The organism is Cellulosilyticum sp. WCF-2, from assembly GCF_003990395.1.
Taxonomy (GTDB): Bacteria; Bacillota; Clostridia; order Lachnospirales; family Cellulosilyticaceae; genus Cellulosilyticum; species Cellulosilyticum lentocellum.
In genome coordinates this window covers 2,028,689-2,051,542 of record NZ_CP034675.1, presented here as the reverse complement: position 1 = coordinate 2,051,542, position 22,854 = coordinate 2,028,689, and the positions used below count along the sequence as shown (strand labels likewise).

Sequence of the window (22,854 nt, the reverse complement as noted above, 5' to 3'; positions counted from 1 at the left end):
CCTTACCTCCTTTATAACCAATTATGGGCATAGGCTTTAATAGGTGCTTTGTAAAGCAGGCCCACAGTGAGACCTATAAATACAGGTATAGCTATGCTTCCTACTAGAATAGGTGAAAAGCCATTCATTCTCTCATACCAAGGTGAAAGCTGATACCTCTCAAATACCTTAATCCCTATAAAAGCTAATACACATAAACCTAATACAAAGCTTCTCCTATGTAACCTATAAAAAAGAGCACCTATTAGGAGTCCTACACTTATGCTTAGTAAACTCAAAAATAAATCCTCTAACAAACTCCAACTTTGAAAACTCCTATAAGGAAGTTGACTTAACCTACCTATACTTTCTGTCAGTATAAATGTAAAACCCCTCATCAATAAGGTTCCTATGCAGCTGACTATGAGGCTATAACTTATTATCCCTTGCAGGCACCTTTTGCGATTTGCCAAAATACTTATGTATCCGCCAAACTGATGGCCACTTAATAGAACCCCTATTCCTCCTAATACAAGCAGCAAAAAAACTATATGTCCCGTATAAAACGAAAGCACCACGCCGCTTTGCTGATTTTCCTTGAAGATTTGCCACTTAACTAAAAACTCTATGCCATCTAACATAACCATTAGCCACATACTCTTTAATATCATCTTAGTTATACCTTTTTGAAGGAATCCAAGAGTAGTTTTATAATCACTCATTATTTATACTCCTTCCCCTTTGTAAGTTCTACAAAAATCTGCTGAATACTCATAGGTGATATTTCTATATGAGTAGATTGAATCAGCTTTTGATCTAGCTCATCAAGTTCTCCAATATAAGCATAGGTTGCACTCTTACCAAAGCTTTCTTTAGGCTTTGCCATTTTCAAAGCTGTTAAACGTTCTAATTCTTCTTTATTTCCAGATAAATAAATGGCTTTTGACTTTAGGCTTTCTACTTCTTCTTGGAGAAGCCTTTCTCCTTGATCAATAATAATTACTTCTTCTAATAAATTTTCTATCTCATTAATGAGGTGAGTAGAAATAATAAAAGTACGTGGCTCTTTTACATATTCATCTAATAAAATTTTATAAAATTGTTCTCTATTAGGAGCATCCATTCCTAATGTAGGTTCATCTAAAATAGTGAGCGGTGCCTTTGAACAAAGAGCCACTATCATAAATAATAAAGACTTCATTCCTCTAGAATACTTACGATAGGCTATATCCACTGGAATATCAAAAAATGCCACCAACTTTTGTTCTAACTGTTTATCATAACCTTCATAAAACTGGCTATACAGCTGCAGAATAGCTTTTCCTTTCATATAAGGCGCATAAAATTCTGCTTCTCTAGCAATACACACCTTCTTTAAAATAGCTGGATTCTTCCTAGGATCTTCTCCAAAAAGCTGTATACTTCCCTCTCTAGCAATTAACTGATTCACTAGAAGATTAATAAGTGTAGTCTTACCTGCCCCATTTCTTCCTAATAAGCCATATATCTTATTAACTTCAAGATTAAAACTCATCTCTTTTAGTACCTCATGTGAGCCAAAGCTATAATTTAAATGCTCTATCTTAACAGCTAGTTCCTCCATCATAATTCCTCCTTACTCATCTCTATCATCTCTATTAAATCTTTCTTACTAATCCCTAACTTTTTCGCTTCTTCAAGGAGATTGGTAATAACAACTTGCTTGAAGCTCTCTTTCCGAGTTTCTTTAATAGCGCTAACAGCCCCAGTACTAATAAACATACCAATCCCTCTTTTCTTATATAAAATATGGCGTTCTACTAATAGATTAATCCCCTTTAAAACCGTAGCTGGATTGATCTGATAAACCCTGGATAACTCATTAGTAGAGGGGATTTGTGTTTCTTCTAGGAAACCTTCTTGTAAAATTTCATCTTCTATGGCTCTAGCTATTTGAATATAAATTGGTTCTTCCTCATTTAATATCCACTTCACCCATTACACCTCCTGGCGTTTCTGTTAAATGGTTAGTTACTCAACTAACTAACCATTTAACTAAGTTATAATGCTTTTTGTATTTTTTGTCAATACTTTATATTTATATATTTTTAAATTTTATTAATTATATTTATAGTCATTTTTTGCATAATAATAGGGAGACTGAATGCTTATACCTCTTTGCGTTTCATCTCCCTATTTACACTTATACGCCCTATGTAGAACATCTTCTTTTTCAAAAAGAGTACGTGCATATGCTTATGGCTTATATGTAATCGTCATCTCTTTCTTGATTGTGTTACCTAACACATCTGTTACTTCTATCACTACTTTATTCTCTCCTGGTTCTAAATCCACCCAGCCTGCTTTAGTTCTATTTTCCCCTTCTTTCTCATCTATCATTTTTTCCCCATTTAACCACCCCTCACAAGATCTATTAATGTAGAACTCAAGGCGAACTGAACGTTCAGCCACTCCCTTTTCTATCATTTCTATGGTTTCTTGAATTGGTTCCATCTCAAAGGGCGTATCATAATAGAAAATGTTATAATACAATTCTTCTGTCTCACCTTTTCTATTAGTTGCTTCTACAAGTAATTGATTTGCTCCAGCAACAAGTTCCACCGTATGTTCAAATCTTTCCCCGTTTAATTCTAGTAATGTAGCATCTTCTTGATTTTCATTAAGAATCATTTTTAACTTAACGTATCGCTTGGTACTTCCATTTAATGAAAAAATAGGGTTTTCAGTGAAATGAGATTTATAAAATTGATCATGCTTCAAACCTTCATCAAATACAATCTCTTGAGTCTTTAACTTAGTCGTTAGTACACAACCATATACATAGCTATCAGAATCATTGCACACCGTTATGCGTATTTTCCCTTCAGGACCTTTGATATTATAATACACGTTTTCATCTCCCTCTAAGGTAACTTCTCCCTTCCTTGAGGTTATTTGCAATATTCCATTCTCTGACATGAAGATTTCTTCACATTCTTGGTCCTTTCCATATATCTCAGAATACTCTAAGTAACTATTAAAGGTGAGTTTCTCATTAGGAGCTAGCCAGTAATAATATTCCTTATCTCTTTCTACAAACCCATCGTTCAAAATAAAATAGTAATTATTATAATCAAACCAATTTAATGCATTAACCACTATACTATATCGAATAAGCGGATTCTGTGACAGCTCCTTTTTATCCTTTATTTTACAAGGTAACCAAAATATCTTTCCCATCTTTTTCTCTCCATAAGCTGCAATTATTTTGCCTCTAGTGGATAGTAAAGGGACTATAGTATTTTTAGGTTTTAGCTCATGCACCTCCGTAACCCACCTATCTACTTTTCGATTCAAATACCATTTTAAACTCTCATTTTCTATTTTTATTTCTCCCTTAGCTACCCTGCCTCCTTGTTCAAACCATTGGTTAAAATACTTCTTTGTAAAATCTTTGCACAACGGATTTAGAATCAATCCTCCACCTTCTTCTACAAATAAATTAATGAGTTGTAGTTGGTTAGCAGTGATTCCCTCTAACTCATCTGCTACAATAATAAAGGAAATATTAGAAAAAATATCATTGCTTAAATATTTACCTATTTCATCTATCTGCTCAGTATTCGTAATAATCAAGTAATCAATCCCAGGATTTTCTTCTATGGTTTGATTATATTGTGTTTGTTTTTTCACGTCTCCAAAGCGTTTTCCATACTGCTGATCCCAGATAAACTTCACACTCATTATCACAATAACTATCACTATAAGTAATACTACTGATAATAATTTCTTTTTATGACAACTCATAATCTTCCCCCTAAGCTGGTATTTCCTAATCTACTTTGTAGCTATACTTTTAAAGACTACAGTTATTCTTTATTATTTTTTAAGTATTCTAACATTTGCTTCTTTGTTTTTAGATGTTTTATTTTGCTATTTACTTGTTTTTTATTGTTGCTTCTCCCTTTTGGTAGTTATCTACTAAAAATACGTCAAAAAGGTTCTTCAACAACTGAAGAACCTTTAATAATCTTTTTATTTAAAACCAAAATTCTGTTCTTATTTATGCTCTAGCAGCAATGACCTTTTGCTGAATATCTACTGGTGCTTCTTCATAACGTTCAAAGTAGTAATCTACTTCTCCCCTGCCTTGTGTCATTGATCGTACATCTGTAGCATAGGTGTAAAGCTCTGCTAGAGGTACCTCCGCAATAATAACCTGTTTACTATCTCTTTGATCCATACCAATCATATGACCTCTGCGTTTTTTCATATCTCCCATAATATCGCCTGTGTATTCATCTGGCACTTTAATTTCTACATGGGCAATAGGCTCTAATAAAGTAGGACTTGCCTTTCCTACACCTTCCTTGAAAGCTAAGGTCGTTGCCATCTTAAAGGCCATTTCAGAAGAATCCACAGGGTGGTAAGAACCATCTAATAAAACAGCTTTAACCCCTACTACTGGATAGCCAGCTAATACTCCTTTTAAGGTACACTCTTCTAAACCTTTTTCTACAGCGGGGAAGTATTGCTTAGGAACTGAACCTCCAAATATTTTTTCTTCAAATACATAAGGCATTTCTAAGTCTCCTGAAGGTTCAAATGCCATGACTACATCACCATATTGTCCATGTCCGCCAGATTGTTTCTTGTGCTTGCCACGTACATTAGCCTTACCTTTAATCGTTTCCCTATAAGGCGTAGTAGGTTGTGCTAAATACACATCTACTTTAAATTTATTCTTTAACATACTCACAACCACATCTAATTGTTGTTCTCCTATACCGCATAGGATCGTCTCATGTGTTTCTTTATCATTTTCTACAGATAAAGTATAATCTTCCGCCATAAGCTTCATTAAGCTACTAGACATTTTTTCTTCATCACCTTTACCTGTAGGGAAGATTGCTTTTTTCACTAAGCCTTTTGGAAATACCATAGGCTCATATTGGTAAGCAAAATCTTTATCTGCCATGGTATCACCTGTTCTAGGTGTTTTGAGTTTAGCTACTGCACCTATATCCCCTGGATACAAGGCAGCTACTTCTTTTTGTTCTTTTCCTGAGAGTACATAAAGATGGCTAAAACGCTCCACTTCACCTGCTCTTACATTGAGTAGCGCATCATCAGTTTTAATGGTACCCGTTTTGACCTTAAACAAAGAAAGTTTTCCAATAAAGGGGTCTACAATCGTTTTAAAGATAAAGATTGATTTTTTTTCATCATTAGAACAAGCTATTTCTTTTACTTCTTCTGTTTTTTGATGAATACCTATAGAAGGCTTAGCTTCATTTGGTGCTGGAAATAAGGAGACCATTGTATCCATTAAAACAGATATACCTGTGGCATTAACAGCGCTGCCACAAAGGACTGGTACAATTTCTTTATTCATCACACCTTTTTTATAAGCTGTTTCTATTTCCTCGGGTGTTAGCTCCTCTTCAGCAAAATATTTTTCCATCAGTACTTCATCAGTCTCAGCTACGGCTTCTAGAATCATGGTTCGTATAGGCTTAATAGCTTCCTCTAAGTGGTCTGGTATTGGGCAAGTTACTACCTTTTGCCCATCAAAGCGGCGACCTAACATTTTAAGAACATGTACATAGCCTACAAACTGTCCTTTTTCATACCAAGGCACTTGAACTGGCGCAATGCTCGTACCAAATTTCTCCTTACAAGTAGTGAGAATGGCTTCAATATTCACATTAGGTGCATCCATTTCAGTAATAAATAGCATTTTAGGGATATCCGCTTCTGTAGCTATCTCCCATGCCTTTTCTGTACCTACCTCTACACCTGCAGAAGCTTTAATCACTATAAGCGCACCATCTGCTACACTTACAGCTTCCTTAACACCACCTACGAAATCAAAGTATCCCGGTGTATCCAGTAAATTGAGTTTATAATCTTTCCATAGAATAGGTACTAAAGAGGTGCGAATCGAAATCTTACGTTTTATTTCTTCTGGATCAAAATCACTGACTGTACTGCCTGACTCAACTTTTCCTAACCTTGATGTCATACCTGCGGCATACAACATAGCTTCTGCTAAAGTTGTTTTACCTGTACTTCCGTGTCCTAATAAAGCAATATTACGAATATATGATGTTTCATATGCTTTCATAGAATGACCTCCTTCAAGATAAGATAACTACTTGCTCCTTATTAATATTATTTCTATGCTCGTATTAAAATTCCTTTTTTTATTTATTATTTTAGAAACAAAAAATATTTTTTATTTTTATAGTCATTTTATACAAAAACAAAAGCAATATCGCCTGATATTTCAATATTTTCCGGCAATACTGCTTTATTGTTGTACCTAGTGATTAACCATACAAAGCTCATCAAGTGCTGCTAGTAACTCTTCTAAATTTGTTTTCATATCTACGCTTTTTACAAGCTCATCAAGCTTTTCTTCTAGCGTCTCGTCTATTTCTTCTATGCCTTGTTTTTCTAAGTAATTAATTAAATAGTTATAAATAAGTGCTTCAAAGTTTCTTATAAATAAACTACTTAAATAATCATTAAGTGCTAGCATTTGCATAATAGTCGAGTCTAAATTTAGATTCATATGCCCCAGAACAGCTTCATTGATAATGCGTGAAACAACAGCTTCTAAGCTATCTACTGAGTACTGGTATAAGGCAGTCAAAATTTTAATTTCATCTATATCTTTATATTTCTCTCTAGTATGAAATTTTTTGTAGAGTAGCTGCGTTTCTTTCACTTCTTCCCCCTCCTTCTCCTAAAAATATACCCCTTTCTCAAAAGCAACTTGCTACCCTTATTATAACACTCCTACCGGGTATTTACATGGCCTTTTAAATCTTTGTGATTTCTTACCAAAATAAGAAGAGCCTTTACTAGCACTTCACCAGTAAAGACTCTTTTTACCTCTTAGTATAGTGGATATTGATTTAATAATGCAGCTACTCTTTGTGCACATTCTTCCTTGTTTGCTTCAAAATCTTTAAGTGTTAGGTAGATAATCTCTGCAATTTCTTTCATATCAGCTTCTTTCATACCCCTTGTAGTAACAGCTGCTGTTCCAAGTCTTACACCACTTGTAACAAATGGTGAAGCTGGATCAAATGGAATCGTATTTTTATTACAAGTAATACCGATTTCATCTAAAAGATGTTCTGCTTCTTTACCTGTTACATTCATATTCCTTACATCTAAGCTCATCACGTGATTATCTGTACCACCTGATACAATGCGAAGGCCTTTGCCGATTAATGCATTAGCAAGTGCTTGTGCATTCTTAATAATCTGAGCTTGATAAGTTTTAAACTCTGGAGAAAGCGCTTCTTTAAAGCTTACAGCTTTAGCTGCAATGACATGCATTAATGGGCCACCTTGGATACCAGGGAAAATAGATTTATCAATCATTGGTGCAAACTCTTTACTACAAAGAATCATACCACCACGTGGTCCTCTAAGTGTTTTATGAGTAGTTGTTGTTACAAAGTGTGCATAGGGTACTGGGCTTGGATGAAGTCCTGCTGCTACAAGGCCAGCAATATGAGCCATATCTACCATAAGGTATGCGCCCACTTCATCTGCAATTTCTCTAAATTTAGCAAAATCTATTATTCTAGAATAGTTACTAGCACCCGCAATAATCATTTTAGGTTTATGTTCTAAAGCAATTTCTCTTACCACATCATAGTCAATTGTTTCAGTTTCCTTATCTACACCATAAGATACGATATGGTAGTGCTTACCTGACATATTAACTGGGCTACCATGAGTTAAGTGACCACCATGACTAAGGTCCATACCCATTACAGTATCACCTGGTTTAAGAGCAGCAAAGAAAACAGCTTGGTTAGCTTGTGAACCTGAGTTAGGTTGTACATTAGCATGCTCTGCTCCAAAGAGCTCTGTAGCACGGTCTCTTGCTAAATCTTCAATTTGGTCAACGACTTCACATCCACCATAGTAACGTTTGCCTGGATATCCTTCTGCATATTTGTTAGTTAAGGTACTTCCCATGGCTGCCATAACTGCTTTAGAAACAAAGTTCTCTGAAGCAATTAATTCAATTTTGTTGTTTTGTCTAGCAGTTTCTTTTTCAATTAGCTCTTTAATCTCTGGGTCTACAAGGTTTAATTCATCTAATGTGTACATTTAATATCCTCCTATGGTGAAGGCAATTAATAATTAAGAATGAATAATAAATAGTTGTTAATTAAAACACCTTCTGATTATTTATTCTTCGTTATTTTTTATTCTTCACCTTTCATTCTTTATTTTTAATTTTTAATTTTTAATTTTTAATTCTTAATTCTTCATTTCTCCATATACGCAGCATAACCTTTTCGAAGTGCTACTTTATTCATTTCTATGGTTTTAGCTGGTACAGTTTTTTCTACAATCTCTTCCCACTCTTCTAGTGAATCTCCAATATAAGCTGCATAAGCACCAATCATTATCATATTCACCACTTTAACATTACCAATTTCTTCTGCAATGGTTAAAGCATCAATAAAACAGTGTTCTTTACACCCTGCTTTTAAAGTCTCTAAAATGTTTTCTGGGTACTTATCAGCTCCCATAACGACTGGCATTGGATCAATTTCTTGGGTGTTAACAATGATTACCCCATTTTCTTTTAAATAAGGTAAATAACGAAGTGCTTCTAACTTTTCAAAAGCAAAGATAATATCTGCTTCGCCTACTTCTACAAGTGGTGAATAGACTTTCTTACCATATTTCACTTGCATCACGACACTACCACCACGTTGTGCCATACCATGTACCTCTGACATTTTTACATCAAGACCTTTAGTCATAGCATGGTTCCCAATAATACGACCTGTTAAAAGTGTTCCTTGACCACCTACACCAACAATGAGTATATTCTTTGTCATATTATTTTACCTCCTTGCTAATCGCTTGTTTTGGGCAAACCGAAGCACATAAGCCACAACCTGCACAAAGTGCTGTATTAATACTTATGCCTTCTTCACCTTTGCAAATAGCTGGACAACCTAATTTTAAACACATGCCACATTTAATGCAAGTCTCATCATTAATATCAAAGTTGGCCCATTTTTCTTTAATAATTAATTTACAAGGTGCTTTTGTAATAATAACAGAGGGTTCTTCTTTGGCTGTTTCCTCTTTTAAAGCTTTTTCCACAGCTTTCATATCATAAGCATCAACAGTTACTACATTGGGTACGCCTATTGCTTTGCATAATGCAGGAATATCTACTGCATAAGTTATTTCATTTTTTAGGGTTCGACCTGTTGCAGGATTGTGTTGATGGCCTGTCATGCCTGTAATAGAGTTGTCTGCAATAATGACTGTAGAAACACCTTTATTGTACACAATGTCCACAAGTCCAGTAAGACCAGAGTGCATAAAAGTAGAATCTCCAATAATCGCTACAACATTCTTGCTAAATTCCCTACCTCTTGCTTTTTCCATACCATGAGCCATACCAATACTTGCCCCCATACATACACAAGTATCCATGGCCCCATGAGGAGGTGCTGAGCCTAAAGTATAGCAGCCGATATCTCCTGTTACTATGAGATTTAATTTATTAAGAATCGTATAAACACCTCTATGTGGACATCCAGGACAAAGTACTGGCGGTCTTACAGGTAATTTTTCTGCTGCTCTTACAGTTGGTACTTCTAAACCAAAAGCTACTTTAATTTGCCTAACAGATATTTCTCCCTGTCTGCCAAAAAGTTCTTTCCCTTTTGCATTAAAGCCTAGCGCTCTTACTTGTTCTTCAATAACTGGCTCTAATTCTTCTACTATGTATAACTCTTCTACTTCATTAGCAAAATTTTTAATCACTTCTGTAGGCAGTGGATTAACCATATCTAATTTTAAAATATTAGCAGTAAGGCCTGCTTCTTTTACATATTGATAGCAAATACCACTTGTAATAATACCCACTTTACTATCTGCTTTCTCAACATGGCATAAGCCAAGTTGATCTGCATCTTCTGCTAAGCGTAAGTTACGTTCTTCCACCATAATATGCTTAGGTCTTGCATTAGCTGGTGTCATAACATATTTGCGAATATCTTTCACATAAGGCTTAAGTTCTACAGCTTCTCTTTCCCCTATTTCTACAATTCCTTGTGAGTGAGATACTCTAGTAGTAGGCCTTACAATAACTGGTGTATCATAAGCTTCACTGATTTCCATGGCTTTTTTAACAAAGACCTTACATTCCTCGCTATCAGAAGGTTCAAGAACAGGTACATTGGCTGCCTTTGCTATCATTCTAGTATCTTGCTCATTTTGTGAGCTATGCATACCAGGGTCATCTGCAACAAATAAAACAAGCCCTGCATTAACACCTGTGTAAGAGACAGTAAATAAAGGGTCTGCTGCAACATTTAAACCAACATGCTTCATAGCTACAACAGATCTAGCACCTGCTACGCTACTTCCTATAGCTACTTCTAGAGCTACTTTTTCATTAGGTGCCCACTCTGCATAAATCTCATCATATTTAGCTATAAATTCTGTAATTTCAGTGCTAGGTGTTCCTGGGTAAGCTACTGCAACAGTTACTCCAGCTTCATAAGCTCCTCTTGCAATGGCTTCATTTCCAAGCATTAACTTTTTCATGAAAATCCTCCTTCTTTATGATGTAACGATAGTTTTTCGCAACTATTTCTATGATAGCACTAATTTTCTTTATTTTTCAAGCTTTTATGAATATTAATTAGTATAAATGCTAAATTATTTATTAGCAAGTTATTTATAGCAAAACATCAAATGTCATAATTTTAAGTCTATTACTGGAAGCAATAAAGTAGAGACCTTGTAGCTCATAGGCTACTTACGGTCTCTACTCATTCTCTTCTTCTGTTAAGCTTGATCTTTACTTTACTAATAAAAAATGTATTTTAAAACGTATATAGGTTAGCCTACTTAGCTCCTCTGTTAGTGTTCTCTTCAAACAAACTAAATACGCTTCTAACCCCTTGATTTCTTCTCCTGTCACCTGATGTTGCCCATAGCGATAATTTAAGTAAATAGTTATCATTTCTTCAAAAAGTACTTCTTTTACGCTTAATTCTTGGTCTATGCGCTTGGCGTATTCAAGCATCGATTCCTCTTCTTGTTTCTCATACCCTCTTTTTCCTAAATAAAACAATATCTCTTTCAGTAATAACTTAGCTTTTTCATTTGTTACGGCTTTCCTAAGCTTCCTCTTATATTGCAAAGCCACAATTCCTATATAAGTCAGAAATAATGTGGGCAAGATGACTAAACTTAATCCTATGATCCATAAAATAATCCAAGGTACCAGATTTTCTTCTTTTACTCGTTCCTCTATAACAGGTGGCACAAGCGCAGGTGATTGCTCTGGCATGTTGATTTCTGGTGTGCTAGCTTCGGCTCCCATACTAGCTAGTGTCACATTCCAGTTTTGAGCACTATAATTATTAAACTGAGGTGTTGCGTCAAAAGGAACCCAGCCATATCCTTCTATATAAGCTTCTACCCAAGCATGCATTTTACTTTCTGTTACTGGATAAACACCGTTAACGCTTTGATTATAATCTACAACAATGCCTTCTACATAACGCGTAGGAATATCCATACATCTTGCCAGTACTGCTATAGCTGTAGCAAAAGACGTACAATAGCCTTCTTTTTGCTCAAATAAAAAGTAATCTACAAAGTCTTCATCTTTAGGGACTGCCTCTGGTATTTTAGTATAAGTAAATTGGGCTAAGTACGCCTTAATGGCTTCTAATTTGTCATAGGTAGTAGGACTGTCTTTGGTGATATTCTGTGCTAGTTCATATACTCTAGCAGGTAGATGACTAGGTAATGCTGTATAATCCTCTTTAATATGCCCTGCTCTTTCATAAAGCTGTTTTTCTAGTTTTGTACTTGTAAGAAAACCAGCTATCCCTTGCTGAGGATAAGCTTGCCAAAAGACGGCATCTTCTGGTAAAGCTGTTGGCACTAGAGACGTCTCTATAGGGTTCTCTTGATAATGGAAATTTTCTAAGCTCCTTAAATAGTCCTTAAATATTTGACTTCCTAAGTTCATTTCCACAAAAGAAAAATGATAATTAAAACCTTTTTTCTTGGTCCGTTTATAAGTGATATTTACCCCTTTGGTAGAAGGTAGCTTTTCATCTTCTTCAAGGCGCATATCGTAGGTAGCATTCGTATAAAATAAGCTTTTTGTACGTAGTTTTTCGAAATTGATGGCGATGCTAGCCGGATGAAAAAGTTCTTGGGCTGTATTGATTCCACTACGATATAAGGAATACAGTAGTTCCTTATATTCTAACTGATACTCCTGCTCATCTTCTACTTCATAGGCTTTCTCTCTATCCCATCCATGTCCTGTATAGCTATTTCTTACATTACCTTTTAAATAAGTAGGATTCTTAGGCATAGGGGTTTGCTTTAACTGATAACCTAGTTTTTCATAAAGTTGTTTTATTCTTGTATTTTCTAATAAGGGCAGTACTTCTACTGTTAAAAGGACTTCTTCTGAATTTTCTAGCTTACCCCCTAACTCCATCTTGTCTTGATCTGAAAATCTAATTTGAAACTCACCTGTATCCCCTCTTGTAAATCCTTGAATTGAAGTAGCTAGGTCACTAATGCCCTCTGCTACTTGCTGAGCTGTCTTAATAACAAACTGCCAACTAATAGGTTTTGGAGAGGCTGGCCCTATGATAGAACCAATGCCTATAAGAATCGCAAATGGTACTAAAAAAGTGCTAGCTTTCTTGCTATACTGTTTATTCTGACGCTGATTTAACTGGCTCCCGACTTGTATTAAAACCCATGCCATATAACTTAGCACCAAAACGACAACCTCTTTACCTACCTCTATTTTTTTTATAGTTAAGCCAATCATCCCTATTAAAATAATAGCACTAAGGCCACTTTGCAATTTTATGGATTTCTGTAACAAGTAAAGTGGTAAAAGAACTACTATGTTCAAAATAATACTGCTGCAAAAGGCTTTATAAAATACATAACGATCCTCTATACCTCCATATTGCTCAAGCCACTGGAAGCTTTCATAGAAGCATTTAATAACATCAATATGGAAACAAGCAAGAACGCCTATAAGAAGCCCTATTGCCGCACCTAATAATAAATAGGTTTGTATATACTTTTTATACTTATTGATTTGATCAATCATCAGCCCTATAAAAAATGCTTCTACTACTATCAGCATAATGGGTAATTTTAGTTTCGAATAAGTATTGATGAAAAGTAAAATACCTAACCCTAACAGAATGGTTTTAATAAGATGCTCATAAGTCTGCCATTGCTCATTTGTCATACTTTTCATCTATAGCACCTCCTCTAGCTTAGTTCCTAAGCTTAAACAAACCACCTGTAAATGAGACTCTATAAATAGATCCATTAGCTTCTTTGTTTCCTCATCTGGTACTGCTTCTACTAGAATAATAGTTACTTCATTGCCTCTTGAATAAACTGGTAATAAACAAGTATATAGTGTTTGACTTAAGGTATTAGTCACTAAGATATACTGCTGATTTTCATAAATACTTCTTTCACTCATTTGTATCATGTCTGCTAAAGTAAAGGACGTATTAAAAATGGCGCTGCTACTTTTTTCATATAAGCTCTGAAAATCTGTTTCGCTGTAAATCTTCTGAGACTTTATTTTTTCTTCAGAAAAAAAGATTCTACATGGTATCTTCTTTTTTAAGCAATACTGCGCTAGGGCTAAAATACTTTCGATAATCAGATCTTGGACGATTAGTACTTCTATCTCTTTCCCCTTGGTTTCTGATAAATCCCAAAATAATAAAACACCACTTTCAGGAATAGCGACCCTTGTTCTACTCATCAGCTCTTGTTTTTTAGCACTTAACTTCCAATGAATCATTTTCTTTGTATCACCATAAGTATATTTTCTAGCTTCTGCTGTTAATTCCTCTTCTTGCTTTTTTAAAGGATACAAACTTTGCTTGGCATCCTGGTTTACTGCAATAAGCTTTGAGTCATTTATAGTAATCACTCTCGGTAATACAGTTAGCTTTAACTTAGAGGCTAAGGGATAGGTCATAGGAAACAAGCCAAAGAAATCCACAATTTTAACAGAATCAATCCCTACTTCATATTCTCCTCTATAATTACATACCATCATAGAACTTAAACTTTGCTTGTCACCAGGAAGCATGCAGTACTCTGTATCTTCCTTTCCCTCTAAAACATAAGATCTATCTTTAAAAAAGTGCACCTTTATACTGTGATAAGTCACTTTATCCTCATTACAAAGCTGAAAAAAGTAAGGGACAGGCTCTCCTTTAACAACTGTTTTAGTTCCTACACTTTGATAGATTTTAAAATGCATATAAACATAAAGTACATAAATTAAAGCCACTACTGGAACAGCTAAGGAAAAATAAAATAGACCATAAGCTAAATTACCACCAAAAAAACTGGCGAAGGTACAACTGGCTATTATGCTTAATATCACCATGATTCGACTAATCCACATGATAAACTCCTCCCCCTCTCCTCTATCTTATAAGGTAGGCTGTTTTATTTTAGATAAAATCACCTTAAGGAGCTTTTCAGGTGTTTGCTTATTAAGCTTTGCTTCACTAGAAAGAACCAAGCGATGAGCAAGTACAGGAATAACCATCTTCCGTATATCATCTGGAATGACAAAATCTCTTCCATTCATATACGCTAGAGCCTGTGAACTACGGCTTAAAGCTAAGGTTGCTCTAGGACTAGCGCCTAAGCTAATGGCACTATTATTTCTCGTTTCTTCTACAAGCCTTAATAGATAGTCAATCAAATCAGGATGGACTTTTACTAATTGAACTTCCTTAATCATAGCAATAATGTCTGCTTCTTCTACAACATAATCAATCTGTTTCCACTTGCTATCTTCTAAAAAGGCTTGAACCATTTTAATTTCACTTTGCTTATCAGGATAGCCAATGGAAATCTTCATCAAAAAGCGGTCAAGCTGTGCTTCTGGTAAATTATAGGTGCCTAAGTAGTCTATTGGATTTTGCGTAGCAATGACCATGAAAGGCTGAGGCAGTTGATAGGATTTGCCATCTACAGTAACTTGTCTCTCCTCCATGGCTTCTAGTAAACTAGCTTGGGTTTTCGGAGAAGTACGATTAATCTCATCTGCTAAAATAATATGGTTCATAATTTGCCCTTTAACTAGTTCAAACTGGCCATTTTGCATATTATAAATAGTCATCCCTGTAATATCACTAGGTAAGGTATCTGGCGTAAACTGAATTCTTGAAAAGCCTGAATGAATGGTATGAGCTAAGGCATTGGCTAAGGTAGTCTTTCCAACCCCCGGCACATCTTCTAACAAAATATGTCCTTCGGAAATAAGTGCTACGATTACTAGTTCTAGCACCTCTCTTTTTCCTATAATCACTTGCTCCATATGTTCTAGCATCTTATGAACTAACCCTTGTTTTTCCATTATATTACCCCCTTAAATAAATACCTTTTTTGCTTACTTTATTTTACCTACTTTTTTCTCAGCTTACTTTGTAAAATCTACAATACTATTGTTATAATAATGCATTTTTTATTGATGGCTTTTCAGCCACATTAAATAGCTACTTTTTATGATAAAATTTGGCAGGCCCTACGGCTTTACAGTGAAAACAGTCGCGTGTATACTAGTTAGTAATCTTTAAGTGATAAGGAAAGGATTTAGCGATGAAAGAAACGGCTACTCATGAACAAATTTTAAATTTTGCTGTACATACTGGAGAATTGATGCTTAAAAGTGGTGCAGAAACCTATCGAGTAGAAGATACCATTGCCCGTATTTTAGAAAAGCATCATTTTTGCTCGGTGGATACTTTTGTTATCCCTACAGGTATTATGGTGACGATAGAAGGTGAGACCTTTTCTTTGTCTACAAAAGTAGTTCGCGTTAAAAATCGAGGAACACGTCTTGATCGAATTGAACTTATTAATCAGCTTTCTAGAGATTATGTATCAGGAGAGGTTTCTTTAACTGAAGCGGAGATGAGGTTAAAAGCTATTTCAGAGAGTGAGGGTTATAAAAACCGCACTGTTATTATTTGGGTAGGCATTAGCTGTGCTTTTTTCTCTATTATGTTTAAAGCCAACGCTTTAGATTTTTTTATTACTTTTTTTGTAGGTTTAGGAGTAGGTTATTTACAAAATCGCTTAACTAGAAAGCATATTGTTACTTTCTTCGTTTTATTTATTTGTTCGCTTTTTATAGGTTTTAGTGTTATGTTTTGTTACTACGTATTTAAGGATTCTATTAAGATAGAACCTATTATTATCGGATGTATTATGCCACTCCTTCCCGGGGTAGCTTTTACAACAGCCGTTCGTGATGCCATTGGAGATGAGCTTATATCAGGAATTGCAAGAGGCGTTGAAGCGTTATTAGTAGCTGTAGCTCTGGCTGCTGGCATTGGTGTCTCTCTTAGTGCTTCCTTTTGGTTAGGAGGACTATTATGATTGTGAGTATTGTAAGTGCCTTTATTTCAACCATAGGTTTCTCTATTGTTTTCCATATACAAAAAAAGCACTTGCTTATTTGTGGAACAGTAGGTGCCCTAGGATGGGCTATTTATTTACTTTTAGAAAGAATGGGGGCTTCTACAGTATTAGCTTCTTTTGTAGCTGCCTTAGTGGTTACACAAGCTTCTTACTTTTTATCTAAGCGTCGTAAAACCCCTATTACTGTTTTTTTAATTGCTGGTATTATTCCTTTAGTTCCAGGGTTAGGGCTATATCGTACCATGTTTGCCATTTTAGAGTCTAATTATTCTTCTGCCATTGAATATGCTACTTTGACCTTTGAAATTGCAGGTGTCATTGCTGGCGCTATTGTGATTATATCTTTACTTCCTTTATTATGGCGAAAGCCTAGGCGTTAATGCCTAGGCTATCTTTTTACTCCTTTGAAGAAAATAGCCATTGTACCTGGACCTGAATGACTACCAACTGCTGCACCAACGTAATTGATTTTGATTTCTTTGACTGGGCATTCTTCTAGGATCATTTTTTTCACTTCTTCTGCTTCTTCTAAACACCCACCATGGCTAATAAAGACTTCAGCATTTTTTGGGTCTACGATATCTTCCTTGAGCTTTTCTACTAAAGCTTTTAAAGATTTTTTTCTTCCTTTGACTTTTTCTACTGGTATCAAACGGCCTTCATCATCTACATGCATAACCGGTTTAATTTGAAGTAAGGTTCCAAAGGTAGCTGCCGCCTTTGAAACACGGCCCCCTCTGAATAAATGATTTAAATCTGCTACAGTAAACCAGTGAATGATGTGTAACTTATTCGCTTCAATCCACTCTACTAATTCCTGCAAATTCATGCCGTCTTTTATTTGTTCTAGTGCATAATGAATTAAAAGACCTAATCCCATAGATGCACATTTACTATCTACTACTGCCATTTCTGCTTCTGGATATTCCTCTTTTACTTCTTCTAAAGCCATACGTGCACTATTAACGCATCCACTTAAAGCTGAAGAAAAGCCAATATAAATAACAGGCTGGCTATTTTGGGCGCATTTACGAAAAATCTCGGCAAATTGATACGCATTAGCTTGAGCAGTTTGTGGCATGGCTCCATTTAAAATAGCTTCATAAAAACTCTCATATTGCATAGTCTCTGCTAAGTCATCTTTTTTTTCTTCTCCATTCATAATGATCGTTAATGGAATCACTTGAATGTTATGAGCGCTAGTATATTCAAAAGGTAAATCACAACAAGAATCAGTTACCACTTTTATTTTCATTCTGTCCTCCTTAGGCAACCATTAGATGGCATTTATTTCTATTTATTATATCATCAAACCATTAATTTGTATATTTAAAATAGTCTATCCTTTCTTTGATATCTTATGTTTTTATATGAGTAGATACTGGCACTACTCAAAATAAATACTTTTGTGTCCATTGAAGCTTGTTGCCTCCTTAATCTATTAAATACTCTTATTATGCTTAAAATATTAAAAACAAATAAACGGTATGCCTTTAACTGACATACCGTTTATTTTGATATTCTTTCAATTAATTAGAAGCTGCTCCTCTACTACAAGCACATTTTGCGCAACTACATTTTGTACAGCTACCACAGCAATCTCTGTCTCTATCCCTATCTCTGTCTCTGTCTCTATCTCTATCTCTGTCTTCAGTTGTCTTTGCATCTTGACCTACTGATAAAGGCCTAATACTTGGTTCAAGTAAGTCTCCACATACGAAATCTAAGCAATCATTATTCTCGTCTTGAACTGGTGATAATTTTGGTGGTACAGTAAGACCTTCATGTTTGAATCTGTATTGTACAAAGTAAATAGATTTAATATAAAGTGTTAGACCAATAGCAAAACATTCTTCATTATCGCCTACTACTTTTGCAAGTGCCTGAGCTGATATACCTTGTTGGATTGTATTATTAGTTGGGAAATTATTGCATCTAACCTCACGGCCTTCTTCATCGTTAATAAATCCCATGTAATTAATAGTTGGAACAAGTTTATTACAACCACTTGGATTTTCCCTTGCGAAAGCTACGCCATAAGGTGTATAAAGGTCAAAGGTAATACAACTTGGATTAGTGCAAGGATCAAAACCACAGCTGTGTTCATCTCCTAAATATCTTACTGTCATCATGCCTTGTTTTACAACTTTACAACATTCATTAATAACAGATACGGAGAAAGTTACATCGATGTCTTTTAAAGTGATTCTGCTTAAATTAGGGTTTCCTTTAGCGGGTACTATTTCTGAAAATCTACAGTCACAAGGGTCAACAAAATTAAAGTCTATGTCTACTACCTGAAGTTGAAGTTTGCAAGCATGGCGAAGATCGCATTTGCTTAAACCATCAAATAAAATATCAATTGTTTCTCTTGAATCATTTTGGCAAACATCTTCAAGCTCATCTAAGCAAATAGTACGGCAAAGATTGATACCGCTTTCATCAAAAACAACTGGAGCCATCATGGTTAAAACTTTAGGTTCTCCAATAGGAGGACACATTGCAACAGCTTCAATAGGTGACATTTTATTTTCAGCAGGGTGACAAATATCACAAATACCTGCATTAGGTTTCTCAAAAAACTTAGCATCGTTGTTACCACAACATTTACTCATAATTAAAAACCTCCTGTATGATTCTAACTTATAGTGAATCATAATTTGTCGTTTCCAATACTATAATATGGAAATTAAAGTCCGTTGGTGACATTTATGTATAAATTTATTTTTTCATCAATATATTTATAAAGAAGTGTTTTTTATTTATTTTATCTCACCTTAATTGGCTATAGTAAGGAGGTTTCCATTGTGTCTTATGTTTGTTATCACAGCAAAAACTTCATGTTCATAGACTCTTCAGTAAGAAATGGCGTTTTCTGTAGATTTTTTCCTCCTAGCGGAAAATCCAAGCCTTTATTACTTCAAAGTACACCAACTACTCATTATAGTGCTACCATAGCAGGTGATGGTAAACCTGAAATAGTGGTCATGCCTAATGCCACTCATATCTACTACTATACTTATACAGGCTCTTCATTTAATAAAACGCTACTGCTCACATCAGAAACTAGTACCTCTTTAATGCACCCTATGCTCTATACTCAAAATGGCATAAGTCAACTTATTTATCTCATGCAGGTTGCTCCTCATTATCAACTGATGCACCAAGCCATAGGGGAAGGAACCTCTAAAGCTCTTGCTGCTTTTAATCAATGTCCTAATCAAATTAAATACATGACAACCCCCACTGCCTTGTATTTCTTTTATCTTTTAAAAGAGGATTATTATAGCTTAAACTGCATCAAAATAGAAGCCACTGGCGTTAGTACCTTCTGTTATTTGCATAGTGAAAAACCTATTATCGACTACAGTATATGTTTAAGAGCCGGTGAGGTGCATGTTTGTTACGTCTTAGAAAATCTCGGTAAATATCAACTTTATTACATGAATCCCTCTACCCTACAAATAAACTTCTTAACTTCTAGTGCCACACCTATGGCTCCTGCTATTTTTTACTATTATCATGGCTTATGGATTAATACTTTAATTGACCATCAGCTTCACCTTTTGCTTTCTGTAAATTCTGGTGAAAGTTTCAGTATTCCTGTCCCTTGCTCTATCCAAACACATTTGCAGCGCACTTTTTTTGTAAGCACACCATTAAAGAATTTAGCTGCTAGTGAACTTTATGTTTCCCTAGATACTAAGCTTAAGCTTTGTACACTCTCAACCATTGATTTCGAAGGCTTTCATGAGTATAGTTCAATGCCTGTAGAATTAGAGCTACTACTAGAAGGTTTAGCCCTTCATAGATGTAAAAAGGAAAACTGTGAAATAATCGCTGAGAGCAATCGTTTAAAACAAGAGTTAGGGATGTTAAAAAAGCAAACGCCCTCTTCTTCTACTAAAAAGCAAACTAATATTTCCTCTGCTAAAACAGCTTTTATGGAGGAGCTTACAAGTTGGGACCTTCCCCCTAGGCTCTAGACAAATAAATAAAGGGTAGGATTATTACCTTATAATAATCCTACCCTTTATTTATTTCATATTTCTCTTTTAGCAATAATGTGCGGTAAATACTTTTTAAATTTCCCTTGATTTTCTGCCCATTTTATTCCTATTAGTGGTAAGACTATCCCTAGCAAACCACCTACTAAAACCCATAAGTCCTCACTTCCAAGCCGAAAAAGCTTAGATGCACCAAGTCCTATCACTAGCCCTATAATTAGTCCTATAAGAGGAAAACCATACATCACATAAGTAGCCTTTAGAAAAGTAGGTTGTGCTAATTTTAGTTCCACCATATCTCCTACCTGGCATTCTATTTTTTTTTCACACCTAAGTATGCAGTCTTTTTTACCTGTTATATAGTCACAAGCATGGCATTCTCCGCACATCTCTTGTCGTTCCATTTGAACAATAGCATATCGCTTTCCTACTTCTTTTACAACACCATATGGCATGCCTTCACCTCTTTTCTTTATCTCATTCAATCCCTTAAATGCTTTTTCTCTATTTTACCACTATTTTTACTTTTCATCTACACGAATTGATCCAGAACTTGTTTTTAATTCCAGCTTATATTCTGCACCATTCCCTAATTGGGCGTTAGCTTCTGTTTCTCTTTTATCTTCATAATTCCAAACAATGCTACCTTTAATGTCACCTGAAGAAGTATTTGCTCTTATGGTAGTATTACTAGTTTTAAGCCCCATTTCTATCTCCCCTGAGGTAGCTGTAAACTGTGCATCACCAGTAAGCCTCAGCTCTTCTATCTCTATATCACCAGAACTAGATTCACAGTTTCCTTTTCCTTCTAAAGCTTTCATTATAATCTCTCCTGAAGTCGTTCTTAAGCGCCAGCTTTCACCTATTACTGTACCTAGCTTCAAATCACCTGATGAAGCCTCCATTTCTAGCTCTCCTTCTATTTCCCCTATAGTAATCTGTCCTGAAGAAGTATAGATTTCATGTGCTTCTCCTATTAAACTATTTATTTCAATCTCTCCAGAACTTGCCATACAGCTTCCTTTTCCTTTTAAACTTTTGATAATGGTTGTTCCTGAAGAAGATGTAACCTCATACGTATCTGTTTCTATTCCCTCTAATCGTTTATCTCCTGAGCTAGTAGTTAATTGGACTTCTTTAGCTTTAATAGCCTCTCTACCCACTAAATTCCCAGAGGATTGAGTAGTCTCTAACTTTTCTAATTCCAATACGCCATTAAGGTTAATATCTCCTGAACTGGTTGTAATCATTAAAGTACTCCTATAACTACTAGGTAACCAAATTTCTATTTTATGTTGTGGTTCTATTCCAAAATAATGACTATTCGGCCTTTTCACCAAGATTCTTCCAGCGCTTTGGCTTATTTCGAATAGATCTCTTTTCTCCTTATCATTAGTACTTTCTACTACCTTTAAATCACTTCCTTCTCCTACATTAACTTCAACATCAGCTAAATTAACATCTAACTCTAAAATTTCTATTGCCTCTAATGCACAGGTCTCTTCTTTTACTTTTTCTAAAGGACCGTTAAAAGGTACGCCTTTAAGTAAATTGTTAGAAAAAGGATTATGCCCTGTAGCCCACGAAATCATCACGCTTCCTAGGCCAATCAATATAACAAGTAGTAATCCTAGCTGAATCATCTGATAAGTTTTATTACTGTTCACCGCTTATCTCATCCCCTTTATTTCAAAAATTAATTTAATAATTTGTTCAGCTACAACTCCCATGATAAAAATAATCCAAGAACAATACCATATGCCAAATCTAAAGCTGATTACTAAATAAAGCAGTACAATACAAGACCACATAATAGAACTAATGGAACGATAAATCTGCCTTTTTTGATCATTGCCTTGCTTCCACTCCTTGAACTCTTCTACGATGGTAGTATCGCTTTTTTCATATTTAGGTTTTGATACAAAGTGATAAACTAACAGACAGGTTGCAAAGCCTGCAATACCAAGAAAAATCAGAGCCGGTATATCTGTTCGCCTTAACCAAGGAATCTCCTCACAAATAATGCCTGAGATAATGGCTATAATATATAACCCAATAGAACCACTTACTACTAAAGCTGTTTTTTTGCGCTGGGCTTCTTGTTCTTTATAATTGAGTGGATTTGCAGGCTCTAAGGAACGCAATAATTCATTTAAGTCTCCTATACTTGTAATGGCTATATTATATGCCTCTTCTTCTGTCTTCCCTGATGCTACTAAGTCCATGTACTTAGCTGTTAGATTTCCTATTAACTCCTCCTTTAAGTCCAAAGTACGATGCGTTGCTGGTGCTTCTTCAAACAATTTTTCAACTGTTACCCTTATTTTATTAACCATTATAATCCTCCCACTTCTCTATT

General features: G+C 35.2%; 20 protein-coding genes. 3 read left to right on the top strand and 17 right to left on the bottom strand.

Annotated features, from left to right (window positions below; all coding sequences use genetic code 11):
- Positions 1–11 precede the first annotated feature (11 nt).
- The 12 genes from EKH84_RS09040 to EKH84_RS08985 form a co-directional block, all read right to left on the bottom strand.
- Positions 12–701 (bottom strand): hypothetical protein, encoded by a 690-nt coding sequence (locus EKH84_RS09040; RefSeq protein WP_127066023.1) that lies wholly within the window; start codon positions 699–701, stop codon positions 12–14.
- A complete protein-coding gene (locus EKH84_RS09035; RefSeq protein WP_127066022.1) occupies positions 701–1,582 on the bottom strand; it encodes an ABC transporter ATP-binding protein in 882 nt (293 codons plus the stop codon). Before EKH84_RS09035 ends, EKH84_RS09040 begins: the two co-directional genes overlap by 1 nt.
- Positions 1,582–1,953 (bottom strand): GntR family transcriptional regulator, encoded by a 372-nt coding sequence (locus EKH84_RS09030; RefSeq protein WP_127066021.1) that lies wholly within the window; start codon positions 1,951–1,953, stop codon positions 1,582–1,584. Before EKH84_RS09030 ends, EKH84_RS09035 begins: the two co-directional genes overlap by 1 nt.
- Before the next feature lie 261 nt (positions 1,954–2,214).
- Positions 2,215–3,765 (bottom strand): hypothetical protein, encoded by a 1,551-nt coding sequence (locus EKH84_RS09025; RefSeq protein WP_127066020.1) that lies wholly within the window; start codon positions 3,763–3,765, stop codon positions 2,215–2,217.
- Between the two features lie 256 nt (positions 3,766–4,021).
- The gene (gene fusA, locus EKH84_RS09020; protein ID WP_127066019.1) at positions 4,022–6,085 is read right to left on the bottom strand and encodes an elongation factor G; all 2,064 of its coding nucleotides are present in this window, start codon (positions 6,083–6,085) and stop codon (positions 4,022–4,024) included.
- Between the two features lie 198 nt (positions 6,086–6,283).
- Positions 6,284–6,691 (bottom strand): hypothetical protein, encoded by a 408-nt coding sequence (locus tag EKH84_RS09015; protein ID WP_013656296.1) that lies wholly within the window; start codon positions 6,689–6,691, stop codon positions 6,284–6,286.
- A gap of 170 nt (positions 6,692–6,861) precedes the next feature.
- Entirely contained in the window at positions 6,862–8,097 is a 1,236-nt protein-coding gene (glyA, locus tag EKH84_RS09010; RefSeq protein ID WP_127066018.1) for a serine hydroxymethyltransferase, read from the bottom strand.
- Positions 8,098–8,258: 161 nt separating this feature from the next.
- A complete protein-coding gene (locus EKH84_RS09005; RefSeq protein WP_127066017.1) occupies positions 8,259–8,840 on the bottom strand; it encodes an indolepyruvate oxidoreductase subunit beta in 582 nt (193 codons plus the stop codon).
- 1 nt (position 8,841) lies between these two features.
- Positions 8,842–10,569 (bottom strand): indolepyruvate ferredoxin oxidoreductase subunit alpha, encoded by a 1,728-nt coding sequence (gene iorA / locus EKH84_RS09000; protein ID WP_127066016.1) that lies wholly within the window; start codon positions 10,567–10,569, stop codon positions 8,842–8,844.
- Positions 10,570–10,825: 256 nt separating this feature from the next.
- Positions 10,826–13,279, bottom strand: a complete 2,454-nt coding sequence (locus EKH84_RS08995) for a DUF4129 domain-containing transglutaminase family protein (protein WP_127066015.1) — start codon at positions 13,277–13,279, stop codon at positions 10,826–10,828.
- Positions 13,280–14,458, bottom strand: coding sequence for a DUF58 domain-containing protein (locus tag EKH84_RS08990; RefSeq protein WP_127066014.1), 1,179 nt, complete (start codon positions 14,456–14,458; stop codon positions 13,280–13,282).
- Positions 14,459–14,485: 27 nt separating this feature from the next.
- Positions 14,486–15,421, bottom strand: coding sequence for an AAA family ATPase (locus EKH84_RS08985; protein WP_127066013.1), 936 nt, complete (start codon positions 15,419–15,421; stop codon positions 14,486–14,488).
- A 242-nt stretch (positions 15,422–15,663) separates the two neighbouring features.
- Here EKH84_RS08985 and EKH84_RS08980 point away from each other — a divergent pair, with 242 nt between their 5' ends.
- Complete coding sequence (locus tag EKH84_RS08980; protein WP_127066012.1) at positions 15,664–16,446, top strand: threonine/serine ThrE exporter family protein; 783 nt, start codon at positions 15,664–15,666, stop codon at positions 16,444–16,446.
- The gene (locus tag EKH84_RS08975; RefSeq protein WP_127066011.1) at positions 16,443–16,868 is read left to right on the top strand and encodes a threonine/serine exporter family protein; all 426 of its coding nucleotides are present in this window, start codon (positions 16,443–16,445) and stop codon (positions 16,866–16,868) included. The genes EKH84_RS08980 and EKH84_RS08975 overlap by 4 nt, the downstream gene beginning before the upstream one ends.
- Before the next feature lie 8 nt (positions 16,869–16,876).
- Here EKH84_RS08975 and EKH84_RS08970 read toward each other — a convergent pair whose 3' ends face one another.
- The gene (locus EKH84_RS08970; protein ID WP_127066010.1) at positions 16,877–17,743 is read right to left on the bottom strand and encodes a DegV family protein; all 867 of its coding nucleotides are present in this window, start codon (positions 17,741–17,743) and stop codon (positions 16,877–16,879) included.
- A 274-nt stretch (positions 17,744–18,017) separates the two neighbouring features.
- Entirely contained in the window at positions 18,018–19,103 is a 1,086-nt protein-coding gene (locus EKH84_RS08965; protein ID WP_127066009.1) for a hypothetical protein, read from the bottom strand.
- 192 nt (positions 19,104–19,295) lie between these two features.
- Between EKH84_RS08965 and EKH84_RS08960 the strand changes: the two genes are divergently transcribed.
- A complete protein-coding gene (locus EKH84_RS08960; protein WP_127066008.1) occupies positions 19,296–20,474 on the top strand; it encodes a hypothetical protein in 1,179 nt (392 codons plus the stop codon).
- Positions 20,475–20,530: 56 nt separating this feature from the next.
- Here the strand turns inward: EKH84_RS08960 and EKH84_RS08955 are convergent, their stop codons facing one another.
- The 3 genes from EKH84_RS08955 to EKH84_RS08945 form a co-directional block, all read right to left on the bottom strand.
- Complete coding sequence (locus EKH84_RS08955; RefSeq protein ID WP_127066007.1) at positions 20,531–20,950, bottom strand: SoxR reducing system RseC family protein; 420 nt, start codon at positions 20,948–20,950, stop codon at positions 20,531–20,533.
- A 66-nt stretch (positions 20,951–21,016) separates the two neighbouring features.
- Positions 21,017–22,162 carry a DUF4097 family beta strand repeat-containing protein gene (locus EKH84_RS08950; RefSeq protein ID WP_127066006.1) on the bottom strand — a complete coding sequence of 382 codons (1,146 nt, stop codon included), beginning with the start codon at positions 22,160–22,162 and terminating at the stop codon, positions 21,017–21,019.
- A gap of 3 nt (positions 22,163–22,165) precedes the next feature.
- On the bottom strand, positions 22,166–22,831 hold the full coding sequence (locus EKH84_RS08945) for a permease prefix domain 1-containing protein (protein WP_013656282.1): 666 nt from the start codon (positions 22,829–22,831) through the stop codon (positions 22,166–22,168).
- Between the last annotated feature and the right edge of the window lie 23 nt (positions 22,832–22,854).